Below are 17,645 nucleotides of genomic sequence, written 5' to 3' on the forward strand. Positions count from 1 at the left end.
CGAACAGCCGGCTCAGCTGACCAGCCGGCCACCGGACACCCGGTGACCGGCCGGCGTACGGACCGCGGCCGGGACGTCACGGGCCCACCGGCCCCGCGCGTCCCGCACCGCGCCCGTACGCCGCCGACGCACCCGCACCGGCCGGGCCGATCCGGCCGGTGCGCACCGACGACGGGGGGACCCACGCATGCCCGACACCGCTCACGTCACCGCCCGTGACCGGCTCGCCGATGCGCGCCTGTACCTGTGCACGGACGCCCGCACCCGCCAGGGCGACCTGGAGGAGTTCCTCGACGCGGTCCTGGCCGGCGGTGTCGACATCGTGCAGCTGCGCGACAAGGGCATGGAGGCGGCCGAGGAACTGGAGCACCTCCAGGTCTTCGCCGACGCCTGCGCCCGCCACGGCAAGCTGCTCGCCGTCAACGACCGCGCCGACGTCGCCCACGCCGCCCGCCCGGACGTGCTGCACCTCGGCCAGGGCGACCTGCCGGTGCCCGCGGCCCGCGCGATCCTCGGCGACGGCATCCTGATCGGCCGCTCCACCCACAGCGAGGCGGAGGCCGCCGCGGCCGCCGTCCAGGAGGGCGTGGACTACTTCTGCACCGGCCCCTGCTGGCCCACCCCCACCAAGCCCGGCCGGCCCGCGCCCGGCCTCGACCTGGTGCGCTACGCCGCCGGCCTGGACACCGACCGCCCCTGGTTCGCCATCGGCGGCATCGACCTGGGCAATCTGGACGAGGTCCTGGACGCCGGAGCCCGGCGGGTCGTCGTGGTCCGCGCGCTCACCGAGGCCGACGACCCGGGCGCCGCGGCCGCCGCGTTCGCGCAGCGGCTGCGGGAGCGCTGACATCCGGGGCGCGTCGTTCGGATCGTCCCGGCGTCGCGGAGCCGGCACGCGCATCCGCCGTGTTGTCGTCACTCGCCCCGACGTTCCGCGCCGACTCCGTGATCTCTGACCTCCGCGCAGCTGCACGCACCGGAACCCGCTCGGGTCGCCCGAGACGCACCGCACCCCGCGGCCGGGCCGGGCCGGACGACAGGCCCCGGGCCGCCGGACGCCGCACTGTCCACTGTGTGGACAGCAAACCGGTAAAACGGGCAAAAGCCCGGCATCCGGTTGGGGGACCGGCGCGGCCTGGCTAACCTGCGGGTATGGCCCTCGGCACCGCATCCATCAGGTCGGACCACGCCCCCACCGTGCGCGACATGCTCGCGACCGGCAAGCGAACGTACTCGTTCGAGTTCTACGCCCCCCGCACCCCCAAGGGCGAGAGAAACCTGTGGAACGCGCTGCGCCGGGTCGAGGCCGTGGCCCCCGACTTCGTCTCGGTGACCTACGGCGCGGGCGGCTCCACCCGCGCCGGCACGGTGAAGGCCACCGAGGCCATCGCCTCCGACACCACGCTCACCCCGATCGCGCACATCACCGCCGTCGACCACTCCGTGGCCGACCTGCGCAACATCATCGGGCAGTACGCCGACGCCGGGATCCGCAACATGCTGGCGCTGCGCGGCGACCCGCCCGGGGACCCGATGGGGGAGTGGGTGCCCCACCCGCAGGGTCTGACCTACGCCGCCGAACTCGTCGAACTCATCAAGAACTCCGGCGACTTCTGCGTCGGCGTCGCGGCGTTCCCCGCGATGCACCCGCGCTCCACGGACTGGGACACCGACATCCGGCACTTCGTCGCCAAATGCCGGGCCGGTGCGGACTACGCCATCACCCAGATGTTCTTCGACCCCGAGGACTATCTGCGTCTGCGGGACCGGGTCGCGGCGGCCGGCTGCGACACCCCGATCATCCCCGAGGTCATGCCCATCACCAGCATGAAGACGCTGATGCGGGTGCCGCAGCTGACCAACGCCGTCTTTCCGCCGGCTGTGAAGGAGCGCATGGTCGCTGCGAAGGACGATCCCGCGGCGGTACGCTCCATGGGCATCGACTTCGCCACGGAGTTCTGCGCGCGGCTGCTGGCCGAAGATGTGCCCGGGCTGCACTTCATCACGCTGAACAACTCCACGGCGACACTGGAAATCTACGACAACCTGGGTCTGCACCACCCGCCGCGGGCCTAGGCCGGCCGTACGCGGATCCGCCGGACCGCGGCACGGCCTCGGGGAGAGGGGCGTACATGGGCTGGGCGGTCCTCTACATCGCGTTCGGCGTCGTCGCACTGTGGCTGCTCGGCGAGGTGCTGCTGCAGTACAAGGCACGGCTGCGGTGGCGGCTGCTGGCCTTCGCCGGTTTCCTCTGCGTGGTGCTGGGCGTGCTGCTGCCGTCGGTGATCGTGATCGCGCTGGGCGCCGTCGCCTTCGCGGTCGGCCAGACCTTCGTCACGCTGTCCTTCCGCCGCGGCTTCACGGCCGGCTGGGCGGTCCGGCACCCCGGCACGGGCGGTGAACGGCCCAAGCGCCGCCGTGCCCGCGGCGACCGTGCGGCCGCCGCCCCGGAGCCGGCCGCGCCCGCCGATGACGCAGGCGACACCGTCGGCGTCGCCGACACCGTCGCCGGCCACGAGGACACCCGGGAGCAGCCCCACATCCCCGCCCCGGCCCCGGACTACGGGTTCGAGGACGACGACGACCGCGACGACGTCTTCACCCCCGTCGACCGTACGGCCGCGCAGACGGCCGCCGAGTCCACCGCGGTCTACCAGCCGCAGCCCCTGCCCGACGACACCGGGCACTACGGCGTCTACGACTCCGGGTACTCCACGACGGACCAGACCCAGGCCCCGTACGCCGGCACCGCCCACACCGAGCAGTCCTACGGCTACGACTACTCCGGCTACGACGGCGCCGCCCACGGCTACGGCACCACCGGCCCGCAGGACTACACCGGCTACACCGAGCCCTACCCCGGCGCCGCCGCCTACGGCGGCACCTCCTACGACCCCGGCTACGGCCAGCAGCAGCCGTCCTACGCCGCGCAGGACCCCTACGCCCACGGCGGTCACGCGGGCGAGACCCCGGCCGGCGGTGTGTGGGTGCCGCAGCAGCGCACCGACGAGTCCTACGGCGACCAGGTCCCGCCGGAGCAGCCGTACCCGTACCCGGGCACCCACGGCGGCCAGGCGCAGCACGGCGCGGGCTACGACGAGCAGTACCGCTACTGACCCACCGCTCCTGACCTGCGGGGGCGCCCGCCTCCGGCGTACGGACCCGGGGGCGCCCGCCTCCGGCGTACGGACCCGGGGGCGCCCGCCTTCCGGCGTACGGATTCTTGGCGCGCCGCCCCTTTCGCCGCACGGCCCTGCGGCAGGTCCCGGGCCGTGGCGGCCGGGGTCACCGGGAGCCGCCGGGCGGGGTCACTGGGAGCCGCGGAACTCCGGCCCCTCCACGATCAGCCCGGCCACCAGCGCCCCCGACATCCCGGCGTGCGGCAGCCCGCCGCCCGGGTGCGACCAGCCGCCCACCGTGAACAGCCCTTCCACGGCGGTGGAGTTGGCCGGGTGCAGCAGCCGCCCGTCCACCGCCGGCAGCGTCGGCGCGGGAACGGCACCGCCCGGCGCGCCCGTGGCCTCGGCGACGTCCTGGGGGGTGCGGATCTCGTGCCACAGCAGCCGGTCCCGCAGCCCGGGCACGGCCCGCTCGGCGACGGTGATCATGCGCTCGGCGTGCGCCTCGGCATCACCGCCGGCCGTGCCCGCCGGAACCGTGGCGGTCAGCGTCACCGCCTCGTGCTCCGTGTCCGGGACCAGCGCCGGGTCGTCGGGCCGGGTGACCGTGACCGTCGGCTGCGCGGGGGTGTGCGGCTCCGGGCCGAACAGCGCCTCCAGTTCCGCCGCGCGGTCCGCGGAGTGCACCACCGTGCGGTGCACGGTCCCCTCCGGGCGGCCGCCGCGCAGCGCCATCAGCACCGTCAGACGGCTGGGCAGCCCCCGCTGCGGCGGCACCCCGCCCTCACGCACCGGCAGGCCCCCCAGCAGCCCGTCCAGGGTCTGCGGCGGAACCCCGGCGACCACGAACTCGGCGTCGGCAACCGTGCCGTCGGCGAACTCCAGGCCGGTGACCGTGCCGTCCGCGGCGGCGATCCGCGTCACCTCGGCACCGAGGACGAACTCCACCCGGCGCTCCAGGCACCGCTCGTACACCGCCCGCGCCAGCTCCCGCAGCCCGCCGCGGACGTACCACAGGCCGAAGGCGTGCTCCATGTACGGCAGCACGGCCGCGCCGGCCGGAGCGGTCCGCGGATCGAGGCCGCAGGTGAGCGCATGGCTGTCCAGGAGGGCCGCCAGCCGTGGATCCCGCAGCTCCAGGGCGCCGATCTCCGCCAGGGTGCCGGCCCGCCGGGTGCGCAGCAGACGCTTGCGCGGCACCGCCGGATACGGCTCCCGCTCGGCCAGCACCTGCCAGTTGGGCCACAGCGGCTCCTCCAGCAGCGGCCGGCGGCAGCGGTCCCAGGTCTCGCGGGCCCGGACCAGGAAGTCGCCCCAGCGCTGCCCGGCCCCCGCACCCAGCGCCTCGTCCAGGGCGGCGACGACCCCGGCGCGGGAGGCGTTGGGCAGCGTCACCTCGGTGCCGTCCGCGAAGACGTGCCGGGCCGCAGGGTCCACCTGGACCAGGTCGACGCAGTCCTCCAGCTGCCGCTTGCCGGTCTTGACGAACAGGTCGCGGTAGACCGCGGGCAGCGGCAGCACCGCGGGACCGGTGTCGAAGCGGAAGCCGTCCCGCTCGACGCCGCGCAGCGCACCGCCGTACGTCTCCGTGCGTTCGTACACCGTCACCCGGTGGCCCGCGACGGCCAGCCGGGCAGCGGCCGCCATCGCGCCCATTCCGGCGCCGATCACCGCAGTCCGTGCCATGTCCGCGACTTTAACGACCATCGGCGAAGACGCCCGCTCCGGGGCGTTCGACGACCAGCACCGGCGACGCCTGCCCGGGGTGCGGTCCGGCCGGGCCCTGGGCCGTGGTACCCGGGTGCGGGGGCGCACGGCTGAGTAGGTGTACCTAGCCGGGCAGATGAGTATGCGCGCGGATGGGCACGGGCCCGCGCGACGGGGACAGTGGAGGCACGGAAAGGGGCAGGGCGCCGGCACCGCCGACACGGGGCGGCGGAACGGCGCGGCCCCGGACCGCTCCTTTCGCCGGGCGCCGGCGGGGGGAGCCACCGCGAAGCACCGGGGGAGCGACCGGGCGGGCCCCGACGGGGGAGGCGGGACCCGCCCGACGGGCGAGCCCCGCGGGGGCACCCGGGTGACACGGGGGGAGCACCCCGGGAACGGGGAGCACCGAGCGGCCGGTGCGCGGCGGCGGAGGGGGAGATGCCGCGGCGCACCGGCCCTTCGCGTGGCACCGGAGACACACGGCGTCCCCACGGCCGGCCCTGCGGTGGCACGGCTTCACGACCCGCAGGGCGGGCCGGCCGGTTCGGTCGGGCCGGGCGGGTCGGCCGGGACCCGCGGAAGGCTGCCGGTCCGCCGGAAACCTGCCGGGTCCGCCGGGCCCGACCCCACGGCCGGGCAGTCGCCCGGCGGCGTGCTCAGGAGTCCCCCCGGCGGTGTGCTCATGAGTCCCCCCGGCGGTGTGCTCATGAGTCCCCCGGCGGCGTGCTCAGGAGACGCCGCTCACCCGGCCCTGCAGCAGCCGGGACAGCGCCGCATGGACCTCGTCCAGGGACCGCTCGGACTGGAAGGACTTCCAGTCCATGGCGGCCACCAGCACCATGCCGACCAGGGCGGCGGCGGTCAGCGGCACGTCGATCTCCGCGCTGAACTCGCCCCGCGCCACGCCGTCGCGCAGCACCCCCTCCACGACCGCGACCGCCTCCTGCCGGACCACCAGGAGCGTGGACTGCCAGGCACGGTTGGTGCGCCACAGCTCGGCCACGTACAGCTGCGTGAAGGCCGGATACCGGTCGATGTACTCCAGCCCGGCCCGGACCATCGCGTCCAGCGCGTCGACCCGGCGGCCGCTCGTACGCACCGCGGACTCGGCCGCCTGGCGCAGGGAGGCGGTCAGCAGGCCCACGCCGTGCCGCAGCAGCTCCTCGAAGAGAACCGCCTTGCTGGCGAAGTTGTAGTACACCGTGCCCTTGGCGACCCCGGCCCGCTCGGCGATCTCGTCCACGGTGGTGGCGGAGTACCCCTGCTCGGCGATGAGCGTGACGGCGGCGTCGAAGAGTTTCTGCCGGGTGGCCTCGCGGCGGCCGCGACTGCCCCGCGTGGCGCTGCTGCTGTCCATGGCGTCGATTCTCACAGGCGTGAACGGCCGGCCCGCACCACGGTCGGCTTCTGCGCCTCCCGCGTCCGCACGGAAGAGAGACGGAAGGGGACGCAGGCCGGAAGGGGTTGTGGCGCCATACCGCACGAGGGGTGCCAACGGCACGCCGTCCGTCACGGGACGACGCACACGGGCGGCATGCCGGACGCGGGCCGGCGGCGGGCGGCGCGGGCGGCGGAGGCAATAGGGTGGAGGGCGCCTGACAGCCTCCCGCCTGCCCTGTCGCGGCCGGCGGAGGACAGACCGAACGCCCCGCCGTGCCGCAGGCGGCGCCGCCTCGAGGAGTCAACAGCCGTGTCCGACCCGCTGCGCCCACCCGTCTCCCGCCCGCACCCCGGAACGGAGTCGCCGCGCTCCGGCTCCCGGTCGCACGCCTCGCTGCGGACCGCCGTGGTCTGGGAGGTCCTGCAGGACGCCCTGGACCGCAAGGCCAAGGCCACGGGCCGGGAGTCGCTGGACGTCCTGGACACCGGCGGCGGCAGCGGCAGGTTCGCCGTGCCCGTCGCCCGCCTCGGCCACCGGGTCACCGTGGTCGACCCCAGCCCCAACGCCCTGTTCGCCCTGGAGCGCCGCGCCGCCGAGGCCGGTCTGGCCGACCGCGTGCACGGAGTGCAGGGCGACGCCCACGGGCTGTTCGACGTGATCGAGCGCGGCGGTTTCGACGCGGTGCTCTGCCACGGGGTCCTGGAATACGTCGACGACCCCGCCGAGGGCCTGCGCAACGCCGTCGCCGCCCTGCGGCCCGAGGGCGTGCTCAGCCTGCTCGCCGCCGGTCTGGGCGGCGCGGTGCTCGCCCGGGCCCTGGCCGGCCGCTTCACCGAGGCCCGGCACGCCCTCGAGGATGCCGAGGGGCGCTGGGGCGAGGGCGATCCCGTGCCGCGCCGCTTCACCGCCGAGCAGCTCACCGGGCTCGCCGAGGGCGCCGGGCTGACCGTGCGGGCCGTGCACGGTGTACGGGTCTTCGCGGACCTGGTGCCCGGTGTGCTCGTCGACACCGAACCCGGTGCCCTGGACGCCCTGCTGAAGCTGGAGGCGGCCGCGGCCGAGCTGCCCGCCTTCCACTCCGTGGCCACGCAGATCCACGTGCTCGGCGAGACGGCGGGCGGCACCGCCGACGCCTGAGCCGGACGGGCCCTCCGCGGAGGGCCCGACGGCCCGGGATGGAGTGCGCCACAGGCCCCCCGAAGCGGCTTTTCGGACCGTATGATCGAAGGAGACCGTCCGGCATGACGGGTCCGCGGCCGGGGAATGGACACCTCAGCGGGCCGGGTCCGCCGTGGTGGACCAGGTTGGCCAATTGGCGCAGAGGGGCGGGTTTCACGGGGGCGATTCCCTGCCTATCCTGGAAGACCCCCCGGGTCGCCCCGGCGACTGCACGATGAGGAGGACTCCGTGCCGCTCTCGGAGCACGAGCAGCGCATGCTCGAGCAGATGGAGCGAGCGTTGTACGCCGAAGATCCCAAATTCGCGTCGGCGCTCGAGGGAGCCGGGCTGCGCACGTACACCCGGCGGCGGGTCTACCAGGCCGTCGCGGGATTCCTCGTCGGCGTCGCGCTCCTGATGGCGGGCGTCATCGTCCCGTACTACTGGGTCAGCGTGGTGGGCTTCCTGGTGATGCTGGCCTGCGCACTGCTGGCCGTCACCGGCTGGCGCAAGGCGCCCAAGCCGGGGGAGCACCCCGTCGGCGGCCCGCACGGGCGCCGTCCTGCCCGGCCCAAGCGGTCCATGATGGACCGCATCGAGGAGCGCTGGCAGCGCCGCCGCGACGAGCAGGGGCACTGAGCTGCCGGGGATCGGCGTCCGGGGCGGCGGAAGCGCGGGGCCGCGAGGGCGGTGCGCACCGCACGCAAGGCCCTGAGCCGCCGGACCCGCGCCGCGCCCGGACGACGTACCGAGGGGCCGACCACCGCGATCAGCGTGGTCGGCCCCTCGCTGTGCGTCCGGCAGGGATTCTGGGTCCGGGAGGGAGCCTCCGGCGGCCACGGCCGAGCGCTCCGGGAGAGCGGTCGCGGCCGAGCGAGGCCGGCCGAGCGGTCGCGGCCGGCGGTCCGGGCGAGCGATGCACGACCGGGCCATTCCGGCCGGGCGAGCCGTCACGGCCGAGCGGTCGCGGCCGGGCAGCAGGCCCCTGCGGCTGTGGTGCGGTCTGCCTGCGGAGACGCTCAGCCCTCCTGCCGTGACGGTCCGTGCGCGGACGGCCTGCGCAGGACCGGGCGGAGCGCTGCCGCGCGGGACCTCGCCGCCGCCCACCGCTCGGCGAACGCCCAGGCCAGCCGGGAGGCCGACCGGGGTGCCAGCAGGGCCCGCAACCGCGTGCGCCGGGACGCGGTGGCGCGCAGACCCTCGGTGACCCGGCGGACGTCCGCGGCCAGCCCCGCCACCGGGCGCGGCCGCGGCGCGTACAGCGCCTGCTCCACGGCTCCGGCGACCCGGTGCACCGACGCGGCGGCCTCCGGATCCAGCCGGCCCAGGCGCACCAGCCGCGCCGCCGTCTGCCGCGGCGTCTGCGACTCCTCCGGCCGGATACCGAAGTCCCAGGCCGTGTCGGTGAGTTCCTGCCACACGGCCAGGGTGTGCGGCACCGCGTCCCGCTCCCCGCGGCCGTGCGCACCGAGCCGGACGGACCGCATCCGCCTGCGCCACAGCGACGGCGACAGCGGCAGCAGCAGGACGAGCAGCGCCGCCACGGCCCCCGCGGCGATCGTGAACGGCCGCGGGCCGTCGTCGGAGGGACCCGCCACGGACTGCGCGGACGGCGTCGGGCACTCCTGAAGCCGCCGCAGCTCGGGCGGGCAGCCGGTGGTCGCCGAAGGTGCCGCGCTCGGCGCGGTGCTCGCCTGCGCGGAGGGCACCGCCGGATCCGGCAGCGCGGCGCCGGGCTCCTCCGACCGGGTGTACGACGGGGTGGTGCCGCGGGTCGGCGTCGGCTCGAAACGGGTCCAGCCCACGCCCTCGAAGTACAGCTCGGGCCAGGCGTGCGCGTCCTTCAGGCCCACAGCGATCGTGCCGTCGCCCTGCACCGTGCCCGGGGCGAACCCCACCGCCACCCGGGCGGGGATGCCCAGGGTGCGGGCCATCGCGGCCATCGCGAAGGAGAAGTGGACGCAGAAGCCCCGCTTGTCCCGCAGGAACCGGGTAATCGCCTGCGGACCGGTGCCCACCTCCACCTGGGTGTCGTACTGGAAGCCGCCGTCGAGGGCGAACCAGTTCTGCAGCGCCACCGCCTGCTCGTAATGGTTCGCGGCGCCCTCGGTGACCCGGCGCGCCGTGGCCGCCACATCGGCCGGCAGCGTCCTGGGCACCTCGGTGTACTCGTGCACCAGCGCCGGTGCCGGGTCGGGGGCGGTGGCCAGCTGCTCGGTCGTCGGCAGCACCTGCAGGCTCCTGACCTGGTACGTCAGCCCGCGTGTGGTCTGGCCGTGGTCGCCCACCAGCGTCATGCCCACCGGTTCGTAGCGCCAGCTGCCGCGGATGTGCACACCGCTCGGCGGGTAGGGCATCGGCAGCCAGTTCTGGGCGTACCAGTCCGCCGCCGAGATCGTCGTGGTGATCTCCGCCCGCGGGACGTCGGCGGACAGTCCGGCGGGCGTGGGCAGCGGGTCGGGCACGTCGACGATGTGCCGCCGGGACGGCTTCCAGGTGGTGCCGTCGAAGTCGTCCAGCGACACGATCCGCACATACAGGTCCGAGGTGTCCCGGGCGTCGGTGCGCAGGGTGAGCACCGTGCGGTCCTCGTCGACGTTCAGGCTGTCGCGCAGCGAGACCAGCGGATTGACCGCGGAGATCGTGCCGCCGTCCCCGGGACCGGCGCCGGTGCGGGAGGGGTCCAGCAGGCCGTGCCGCATTTCCGGCAGGGCCAGCGGCACCACCAGGGCCACGCCCAGCGCGACCACGCCGATCCGGCGCCCCGTGCGCACCGGCGCCACCGCGGAGCCGCGCTCGCCGCGCGGCGACCTGACCGCCCCGGTGAACACCCGGCCCCACTGCGACAGCCGGTCGCGGCCCTCGGCCAGGAGCAGCATCAGATACCCGGCCGCCGCGAGCAGGAACCACAGCCGGCCGGCGCCCCCGTCGGCCAGCCCCGCCGCCACCGAGTACAGGGCCAGCAGGGGCAGACCCGCGGTGGCCGCGCTGCGCAGGGTCACCGCGAGGGCGTCCACGATCAGCCCGATCAGCAGCACCCCGGCGACCAGCAGCAGCCGGATGCCGTCCGTCAGCGGCGCCGGGGTGGTGTACCGGCCGACGTCCTGTGCGCCCTGGCGCACCAGGTCGGCCAGGTGCCGGAAGGCCTCCGGGCCCGGCACCAGCCCGGCCGGTGCCTGCTGCCGGGCGAACACCAGGATCAGCAGCTCCAGGGTGACCACCACCTGGGCCGCCACGGTCAGCGGCCGGGCCAGCGGCACCCGCCGGGCCGCCGCACCCACCGCCGACTGCACCGCCAGCAGCGCAGCGACCTGCACGATCCAGGTCGCAGGGGACACCAGCGGCAGCAGCGCGCACGCCGTCAGCAGCGTGGCCGTCCACGCGCACAGCGCCAGACGTGTCCGTCCGCTCATGACCGCCCCCCACGCACATCCGCACCGCCCGTCCGGCCCACCGGGCGGGCGGGGAGGGCCGGTGCGTCCACCGTCCGGCTCATGGCCGCTTCCTCTCCTGGGCCGCCGCGCCGGCCACCGGGTGCGTGCCGGGGAGCGTGCCGCCGTGCGCCCCGGCACCCGCGCCGCCCGCCGGGAGCGGACCGGACCCGGTCCCGGTCCGTTCCCGGTCCGCCTGCCGCCACACCTCGGACAGCGCGGCCCCGCGCGGCACGCTCACCACCGTCCAGCCCGCGTCCCGCAGCATCCCCAGCCGCTCCTGCAGCCCCTCCACCGGTCCCGACGCACCGGGCCGGGGCTGCCAGACCTCGCTGTCCAGGACGAACGCGACCGCGCCGCCGCTGCGCCGGCGCATCCGGGCGGCCACCGCGGCCTGCGCCTCGTCCAGATCGCCGAGAAACGCCACGAGCAGCCCCTCGTCTCCCCCGCGCAGCACGTCGTAGGCGCGCGACAGGCCCGCACCGTCGGAGTGGTCGATCACGGCGAGGGTGTCCATCATCAGCCCGGCCGCGTCCGCCGACTCCTGGCCCGTCCCGGTCGCCGTGAACCCGTCGCCGCCCTCGCCCGGCACCGTGCTGCCAGTGTCGGTCAGCAGCCGCACCGAGTAGCCCCGCTGCAGCATGTGCACCATGACGGAGGCCGCGCCCGAGACGGCCCACTCGAAGGCCGAGTCCGGGCCGGACCCGCGATAGGCGCGGGCCCGGGTGTCCAGCAGGACCGTGCAGCGGGCCCGGTGCGGCTGCTCCTCACGGCGCACCATCAGCTCGCCGTGCCGGGCGGTGGAACGCCAGTGCACCCGGCGCAGATCGTCGCCGTAGCGGTAGCCGCGCGGGATCACGTCGTCCTCGCCGGCGAGCGCCGGGGCGCGCTGCCGGCCGTCGCCGTACCCGGTGGCCTCGCCGGCCAGCCGCACCGGCGGCAGCGGCTCCACCCGCGGGGTCACGGTGAGCGTGTCGGACGCGGAGAACGAGCGGGTCAGCTCGCACATCCCGAACGGGTCGGACAGGCGCAGCTGCAGCGGGCCCAGCGGATACCGGCCGCGCAGATCCGAGCGGACCCGGTAGGACACCTCGCGGCGGCCCCCCGGCTCGATCCGGTCCAGCACGAACCGCGGCCGGGGCCCGAGCACGTACGGCACCCGGTCCTGGAGCAGCAGCAGACCGGTGGGCAGCCGGGAGACGTTGTCCATCCGCAGATGCACCCGGGCCTCGGCGCCGGCCGGCACCCGGGCCGGGGTGAGCCGGCGGCTGCCGGAGACCCGGTAGCGGGTGCGGTACAGCACCGTGGCGCACAGCAACGGCAGCACCGCCAGCAGCAGCCCGACCCGCAGCAGATCGGGCTGGCCGAGGACGTAGGCGCACACGGCGGCCGCGATGCCCGCTGCCAGGAACGAGCGGCCACGGGTGGTCAGGCCGGCCAGGGCGACGCGGACGCCGCCCTGCTCGTCACCGCCCGTGCGTGCGGCCTCCGCGTCGCTCATCACAGACCCCGCGACCGCCGGCCGGACTGCGCCATCCGGCCGCCCGACCCGAGCCCGCCGGCCTGCTGCGGCGCCGCGGGCACCGGGGTCTGCCGGACGATCTCCTGCACGACCTGTTCCGCGGTGCGCCGGTTCAGCTGGGCCTGTGCGGTGGGCAGCAGCCGGTGGGCCAGGACCGGGACGGCCAGGGCCTGCACGTCGTCCGGCAGGGCGTAGTCCCGGCCGCCGAGGGCCGCGGCCGCCTTCGCCGCACGCAGCAGATGCAGCGTCGCGCGCGGCGAGGCGCCGAGTCTGAGGTCCGGGTGGGTGCGGGTGGCGCCGACCAGGTCCACCGCGTATCTGCGCACCGGTTCGGCGACGTGCACGCCGCGCACCGCCTCGATCAGCTTGACCACCTCGTGCGCGTGCGCGACGGGCTCGAGGTCGTCCAGCGGGCTGACCCCGCCGTGCACGTCCAGCATCCGCAGCTCGGCCTCCGGATGCGGGTAGCCGATGGACACCCGGGCCATGAACCGGTCCCGCTGGGCCTCGGGCAGCGGATAGGTGCCCTCCATCTCCACCGGGTTCTGCGTGGCCACCACCATGAAGGGGCTGGGTAGTTCGTAGGTCTGGCCGTCGATGGTGACCTGCCGCTCCTCCATCGACTCCAGCAGTGCGGACTGGGTCTTCGGCGAGGCGCGGTTGATCTCGTCGCCGATCACGATCTGTGCGAAGACGGCGCCGGGCTTGAACTCGAAGTCCCGGCGCTGCTGGTCCCAGACGGACACCCCGGTGATGTCCGAGGGCAGCAGGTCGGGCGTGAACTGGATGCGCCGCACCGAGCAGTCGACGGACCGCGCCAGCGCCTTGGCGAGCATCGTCTTGCCCACCCCGGGGACGTCCTCGATCAGCAGGTGGCCCTCGGCGAGCAGCACGGTCAGCGCCAGCCGCACGGCCTCGGGCTTGCCCTCGATCACTTTCTCCACCGATCTGCGCACCCGTTCCACGGTGGCGGTCAGATCGGTGAGATCGGCTCCGTCGTCATAGGTCGTCACCCGGCCCTCCTCGGCCCGTCCCCACGCCCGCAGGCGAGCAGGGGTCTCCCCAGTCTCCCGGGCCGGTTCCGCTGCGTCGCCGGCCCACCCCGAACACGGACGCCGCCTCGGAGAAGTTCCGCGCGACGTCACATCCCGCATTCTTGCCGCCGCCGCGGACGCGTGTCACTCGCCTGTGGACAACTGGCCGTCGTCCATCGGGTCTTATGACGGTCTGCTGATGGCATCGGCGGGCCGGCGTGCGATGGCATCGGCGGGCGGTGTGTGATGGCATCGGCGGGCCGCGCGCTGCGGCCCTCACCGGCGTCCTGCCCGGCGCGGCTCCGCCCGGCCCACCGGTGTCCCGCCCGGCGCGGACCCGCCCGTCCGGGTGCATCCGTTGCGCCGTCCGGGTCGCAGGACACCCGCCCGGACGACGCGCAGGCCGGTTGATTGACCGGGCGACACGGTGGACTAAAGTGACGCGAAGCGGGAGGCGCGGCCCTCCCTGCTGATCGCTTGACCCGGAGACCCCGCACATGCGGCAGCGGTCTCCCCACGTGCGCGGCGCGTACGTACGGCTCGGCCTCCACCCGCTCCGGCCGGCTGACGCTTCGGGGCGCCGGCAGGTCCTCGACGTCCGTGAGCGGCCCGGGGACCGGGCGGTGCGTGCGGGACGCCGGACCTGAGAGGGCCTCTTGAGCAACAGCCGACACGTCCCCGTGATGCTCCAGCGGTGTCTGGACCTGCTGGCGCCCGCCCTGCAGCGGCCCGACGCGGTGGTCGTCGACTGCACCCTGGGCCTGGGCGGCCACAGCGAGGGACTGCTCACCCGCTTCCCCGAGGTCCGCCTGATCGGTCTCGACCGCGACAAGGAGGCGCTGCGTCTGGCCGGCGAGCGGCTGGCCCCCTTCGGCGAGCGGGCGACCCTGGTGCACGCCGTCTACGACGAGCTGCCCGAGGTGCTGCGGCGCCTCGGCGTCCCGCGCGTCCAGGGCGTCCTGTTCGACCTCGGCGTGTCCTCCATGCAGCTCGACGAGGCCGACCGCGGCTTCGCCTACGCCCAGGACGCCCCCCTGGACATGCGCATGGACCAGTCCACCGGCATCAGCGCCGCCGAGGTCCTCAACACCTATCCGCCCGGCGAACTGGTGCGCATCCTGCGGGCCTACGGCGAGGAGAAGCAGGCCAAGCGGATCGTGGCCGCGATCGTCCGCGAGCGCGAGAAGGAGCCGTTCACCACCAGCGCCCGCCTGGTGCAGCTGATCCGCGACGCGCTGCCCCAGGCCGCCAAGCGCACCGGGGGCAACCCGGCCAAGCGCACCTTCCAGGCCCTGCGCATCGAGGTCAACGGCGAACTCGCCGTGCTCGAACGGGCCATTCCGGCCGCGGTGAAGGCGCTCGACGTCGGCGGCCGGATCGCCGTCCTGTCGTACCACTCGCTCGAAGACCGCCTGGTCAAACAGGTGTTCGCGGCCGGTGCCGCCTCCACCGCGCCGCCCGGGCTGCCCGTCGTCCCCGAGCGCTATCAGCCCCGGCTCAAGCTGCTCACCCGCGGTGCCGAACTTCCCACCGAGGAGGAGATCGCCGAGAACCGGCGCGCCGCACCGGCACGCCTGCGCGGGGCCGAGCGCATCAGGGAGGACGTCGAGTGAGACAGGGGGAGCGGTGAGCAGAAGACCCGAACTGCGCGGCCGGGCCGCCCGGCTGGCACGGATGTTCCCGGCCGGGCGCCGGCAGGCCGCCCGCACGCCCTTCGTCCTCCTCGTGGTGCTGCTCCTCGGCGGCGGCCTGATCGGGCTGCTGGTGCTGAACTCGGCGCTCAGCGCGGGCGCGTTCCAGCGCGACGACCTGCAGCGGGACACCAAGAACCTCACCGACGAGGAACAGGCCCTGCAGCGGGACATCGACTCCTACTCCGCCCCCGACGCCCTGGAGCGCCGCGCCCGCGAGCTGGGCATGGTGCCCGGCGGCGACCCGGCGTTCCTCGACCCCGACGGCACCGTCAAGGGCGTCCCCTCGCCCGCCGCCCGGCAGTCCTCGGCCGACGGCGTGCCGCTGTCGGTGCGCCCGCCCGAGGCGCTCACGGCCCCGCCGTCCTGGACGGACACCGGCACGTCCGGCACCTCGGACCCGGGAGCGGTGCCGGAGCTGCAGGGCGTGGCGGAGCTGACGCCCTCCGACCAGGCCGATCCGGCCGGCCCGCCCGGCCCGGACACCCCCGACGTCCCCGGGCCGCACTCCGCCCCGTCCGCTCCGCCCCAGCCCGTCCCGACCACGACCCCCGGCAGGTGAGCCACGTGACCGACAGGCAACCGCCGCGCCGCCGCGTGCCCGGGCCCGCCCGGCCCGCCCGGCCGGCGAGCCGCCCGCGTCCCCGCACCGGCTCCCGCCCGGCCCGCCGCCCCAGCTCCACCTGGCGTCCGCCGCCCGTGCGGGTGCTGCACCTGGGCAGCCCCCGCCCGCGGCTGCGCATGGTCGGCGTGGCGCTGACGCTGGTCATGGCCGTCTTCGCGGTGCGACTGCTGCAGGTGCAGGCCATCGACGCCAGCGCGTACGCCGCCAAGGCCGACGCGAACCGCTACGTGGTGCACACCATCGCCGCCGAGCGCGGCGTCATCACCGACCGCAACGGCGTCACCCTGGCCGCCAGCGTCGACGCGGAGAACATCACGGCCGACCCGACCATGTTCACGCGCGAGCAGCTGAAGATCGACGACGGGCCGGAGCAGGCCGCCGCGCTGCTCGCCCCGATCCTCGGCCTGGACCAGGAGGCGCTCGCCGACAAGCTGCGCACCCCGAACACCCGGTACGTGCTGCTGGCCGCCCGGCAGACCCCGCAGGTGTGGAAGCAGATCAAGGACCTGAAGACCACCCTGGCGAAGAAGGCGCAGACCGACCGCACGACCGTCAACGTCCTCGCCGGCGTCTTCTCCGAGCCGAGCAGCAAACGCGTCTACCCGGCCGGCGACCTCGCCGCCGCGGTGCTGGGCTGGGTCGACGCCTCCGGAAAGGGCGGCGGCGGCATCGAGCAGCAGTGGAACAAGGAGCTGTCCGGCAAGCCCGGCAAGGTCCGCTACGCCCAGTCCGGCGGCCGTGAGGTCCCCACCGCGGGCTCCACCGAGACACCCGCGGTGCCCGGCTCGGACGTCGAGCTGACCATCGACCGCGACATCCAGTGGGCCGCGCAGAACGCCATCACCGAGCAGGTGCGCGCCTCGCAGGCGGACCGCGGCTATGTGATCGTCCAGGACACGCGCACCGGCGAGATCCTCGCCATGGCCCAGTCCCCGGGCTTCGACCCCAACGACCTCGCCCACGCCGACCCGAACGCCCTCGGCAACGCCGCCGTCCAGGACGCCTACGAGCCCGGCTCCACCGCCAAGCTCATGTCCATGGCCGCGGTGCTGGAGGAGCACAAGGCCACCCCGCTCACCCACGTCGTGGTGCCCAACCGGCTGCACCGGGGCGACCGGCTCTTCCAGGACGACGTCGACCACGACACCTGGTACCTCACCCTCAACGGGGTGCTCGCCAAGTCCAGCAACATCGGCACGATCCTGGCCACCGGGCAGCTCGGCAGGACCCAGGCCGAGGCCAACCGGGTCCTCTACTCCTACCTGCGCAAGTTCGGGATCGGCGAGTACACCGGCATCGACTTCCCCGGCGAGACCAAGGGCATCCTGGCGCCGCCCGAGAAGTGGTCCACCTCGCAGCAGTACACGATCCCCTTCGGCCAGGGCTTCTCGATCAACGCGCTGCAGGCGGCGTCCATCTACTCGACGATCGCCAACGGAGGGGTAAGGATCCAGCCGACCCTGGTGCGCGGCATCAAGGGTCCCGACGGCCGTTTCGAGCCCGCTCCGAAGCCCGAGAAGACCCGGGTCGTGAGCGAGAAGACCGCCACCGAGCTGGCCCAGATGCTGGAGTCCGTCGTGGACGACGAGCAGGGCACCGGCTTGAAGGCACGCATCCCCGGCTACCGCGTCGCGGGCAAGACCGGCACGGCCAACCGAGTGGATCCGGCCACCGGCCGCTACCGCGGCTACACCTCGTCCTTCGCCGGCTTCGCCCCGGCCGACAAGCCCCGCGTCACTGTCTACTGCGCCATCCAGAACGCCACCAAGGGCAGCTACTTCGGCGGTCAGATCTGCGGACCGATCTACAAGAAGGTCATGGAGTTCGCGTTGAAGACGCTCCAGGTGCCGCCGACCGGCACCCGGCCCGCGAACCTGCCCGTCGACTTCAAGCCATGAGCACATGGTGCGGGTCGCGACCCTGCGGCCCGCACCGCCCACCGTCCCCCGGTGCCCGGCACCCCTCGCACAGAACCAC

13 protein-coding genes are annotated in these 17,645 nt (G+C 75.0%); 8 read left to right on the top strand and 5 right to left on the bottom strand.

What is annotated here, in order from left to right:
- Positions 1-187: 187 nt before the first annotated feature.
- The 3 genes from thiE (at position 188) to OG899_RS19955 (ending at position 3,116) form a co-directional block, all read left to right on the top strand.
- Positions 188-847 carry a thiamine phosphate synthase gene (gene thiE, locus OG899_RS19945; RefSeq protein WP_125498049.1) on the top strand — a complete coding sequence of 220 codons (660 nt, stop codon included), beginning with the start codon at positions 188-190 and terminating at the stop codon, positions 845-847.
- Between the two features lie 305 nt (positions 848-1,152).
- Positions 1,153-2,076, top strand: a complete 924-nt coding sequence (gene metF, locus OG899_RS19950; protein WP_125498048.1) for a methylenetetrahydrofolate reductase [NAD(P)H] — start codon at positions 1,153-1,155, stop codon at positions 2,074-2,076.
- Positions 2,077-2,132: 56 nt separating this feature from the next.
- Positions 2,133-3,116 carry a hypothetical protein gene (locus OG899_RS19955; protein ID WP_125498047.1) on the top strand — a complete coding sequence of 328 codons (984 nt, stop codon included), beginning with the start codon at positions 2,133-2,135 and terminating at the stop codon, positions 3,114-3,116.
- A 192-nt stretch (positions 3,117-3,308) separates the two neighbouring features.
- On the opposite strand, the gene OG899_RS19960 is transcribed toward OG899_RS19955, so the two are convergent.
- Together OG899_RS19960 and OG899_RS19965 are read right to left on the bottom strand one after the other, a co-directional pair.
- Positions 3,309-4,805: an NAD(P)/FAD-dependent oxidoreductase gene (locus OG899_RS19960; protein ID WP_125498046.1), complete on the bottom strand. Its 1,497-nt coding sequence runs from the start codon at positions 4,803-4,805 to the stop codon at positions 3,309-3,311.
- 748 nt (positions 4,806-5,553) lie between these two features.
- The gene (locus tag OG899_RS19965) at positions 5,554-6,183 is read right to left on the bottom strand and encodes a TetR/AcrR family transcriptional regulator (protein WP_125498045.1); all 630 of its coding nucleotides are present in this window, start codon (positions 6,181-6,183) and stop codon (positions 5,554-5,556) included.
- A 333-nt stretch (positions 6,184-6,516) separates the two neighbouring features.
- Here OG899_RS19965 and OG899_RS19970 point away from each other — a divergent pair, with 333 nt between their 5' ends.
- Positions 6,517-7,344 (top strand): methyltransferase, encoded by an 828-nt coding sequence (locus OG899_RS19970; protein ID WP_168132192.1) that lies wholly within the window; start codon positions 6,517-6,519, stop codon positions 7,342-7,344.
- Between the two features lie 270 nt (positions 7,345-7,614).
- Positions 7,615-8,004 (top strand): DUF3040 domain-containing protein, encoded by a 390-nt coding sequence (locus OG899_RS19975; protein WP_125498044.1) that lies wholly within the window; start codon positions 7,615-7,617, stop codon positions 8,002-8,004.
- A 380-nt stretch (positions 8,005-8,384) separates the two neighbouring features.
- On the opposite strand, the gene OG899_RS19980 is transcribed toward OG899_RS19975, so the two are convergent.
- The 3 genes from OG899_RS19980 to OG899_RS19990 all read right to left on the bottom strand — a co-directional run bounded on the left by OG899_RS19980 (position 8,385) and on the right by OG899_RS19990 (position 13,331).
- Positions 8,385-10,778, bottom strand: a complete 2,394-nt coding sequence (locus OG899_RS19980) for a DUF3488 and transglutaminase-like domain-containing protein (protein ID WP_168132193.1) — start codon at positions 10,776-10,778, stop codon at positions 8,385-8,387.
- Between the two features lie 79 nt (positions 10,779-10,857).
- The gene (locus tag OG899_RS19985; RefSeq protein WP_125498042.1) at positions 10,858-12,297 is read right to left on the bottom strand and encodes a DUF58 domain-containing protein; all 1,440 of its coding nucleotides are present in this window, start codon (positions 12,295-12,297) and stop codon (positions 10,858-10,860) included.
- Complete coding sequence (locus OG899_RS19990) at positions 12,297-13,331, bottom strand: MoxR family ATPase (protein WP_125498041.1); 1,035 nt, start codon at positions 13,329-13,331, stop codon at positions 12,297-12,299. Before OG899_RS19990 ends, OG899_RS19985 begins: the two co-directional genes overlap by 1 nt.
- A gap of 677 nt (positions 13,332-14,008) precedes the next feature.
- Here OG899_RS19990 and rsmH point away from each other — a divergent pair.
- Genes rsmH through OG899_RS20005 form a run of 3 tightly spaced genes read left to right on the top strand, consistent with a single transcriptional unit; the run spans position 14,009 to position 17,566 of the window.
- Positions 14,009-14,965 (top strand): 16S rRNA (cytosine(1402)-N(4))-methyltransferase RsmH, encoded by a 957-nt coding sequence (rsmH, locus tag OG899_RS19995; RefSeq protein ID WP_125498040.1) that lies wholly within the window; start codon positions 14,009-14,011, stop codon positions 14,963-14,965.
- Positions 14,966-14,978: 13 nt separating this feature from the next.
- The gene (locus OG899_RS20000) at positions 14,979-15,605 is read left to right on the top strand and encodes a septum formation initiator family protein (protein WP_168132195.1); all 627 of its coding nucleotides are present in this window, start codon (positions 14,979-14,981) and stop codon (positions 15,603-15,605) included.
- Between the two features lie 5 nt (positions 15,606-15,610).
- Entirely contained in the window at positions 15,611-17,566 is a 1,956-nt protein-coding gene (locus OG899_RS20005) for a penicillin-binding protein 2 (RefSeq protein WP_308293337.1), read from the top strand.
- The last annotated feature ends 79 nt before the right edge of the window (positions 17,567-17,645 follow it).

Origin of the sequence: Streptomyces thermoviolaceus, from assembly GCF_045209695.1 — a bacterium.
GTDB lineage: Bacteria > Actinomycetota > Actinomycetes > Streptomycetales > Streptomycetaceae > Streptomyces > Streptomyces thermoviolaceus.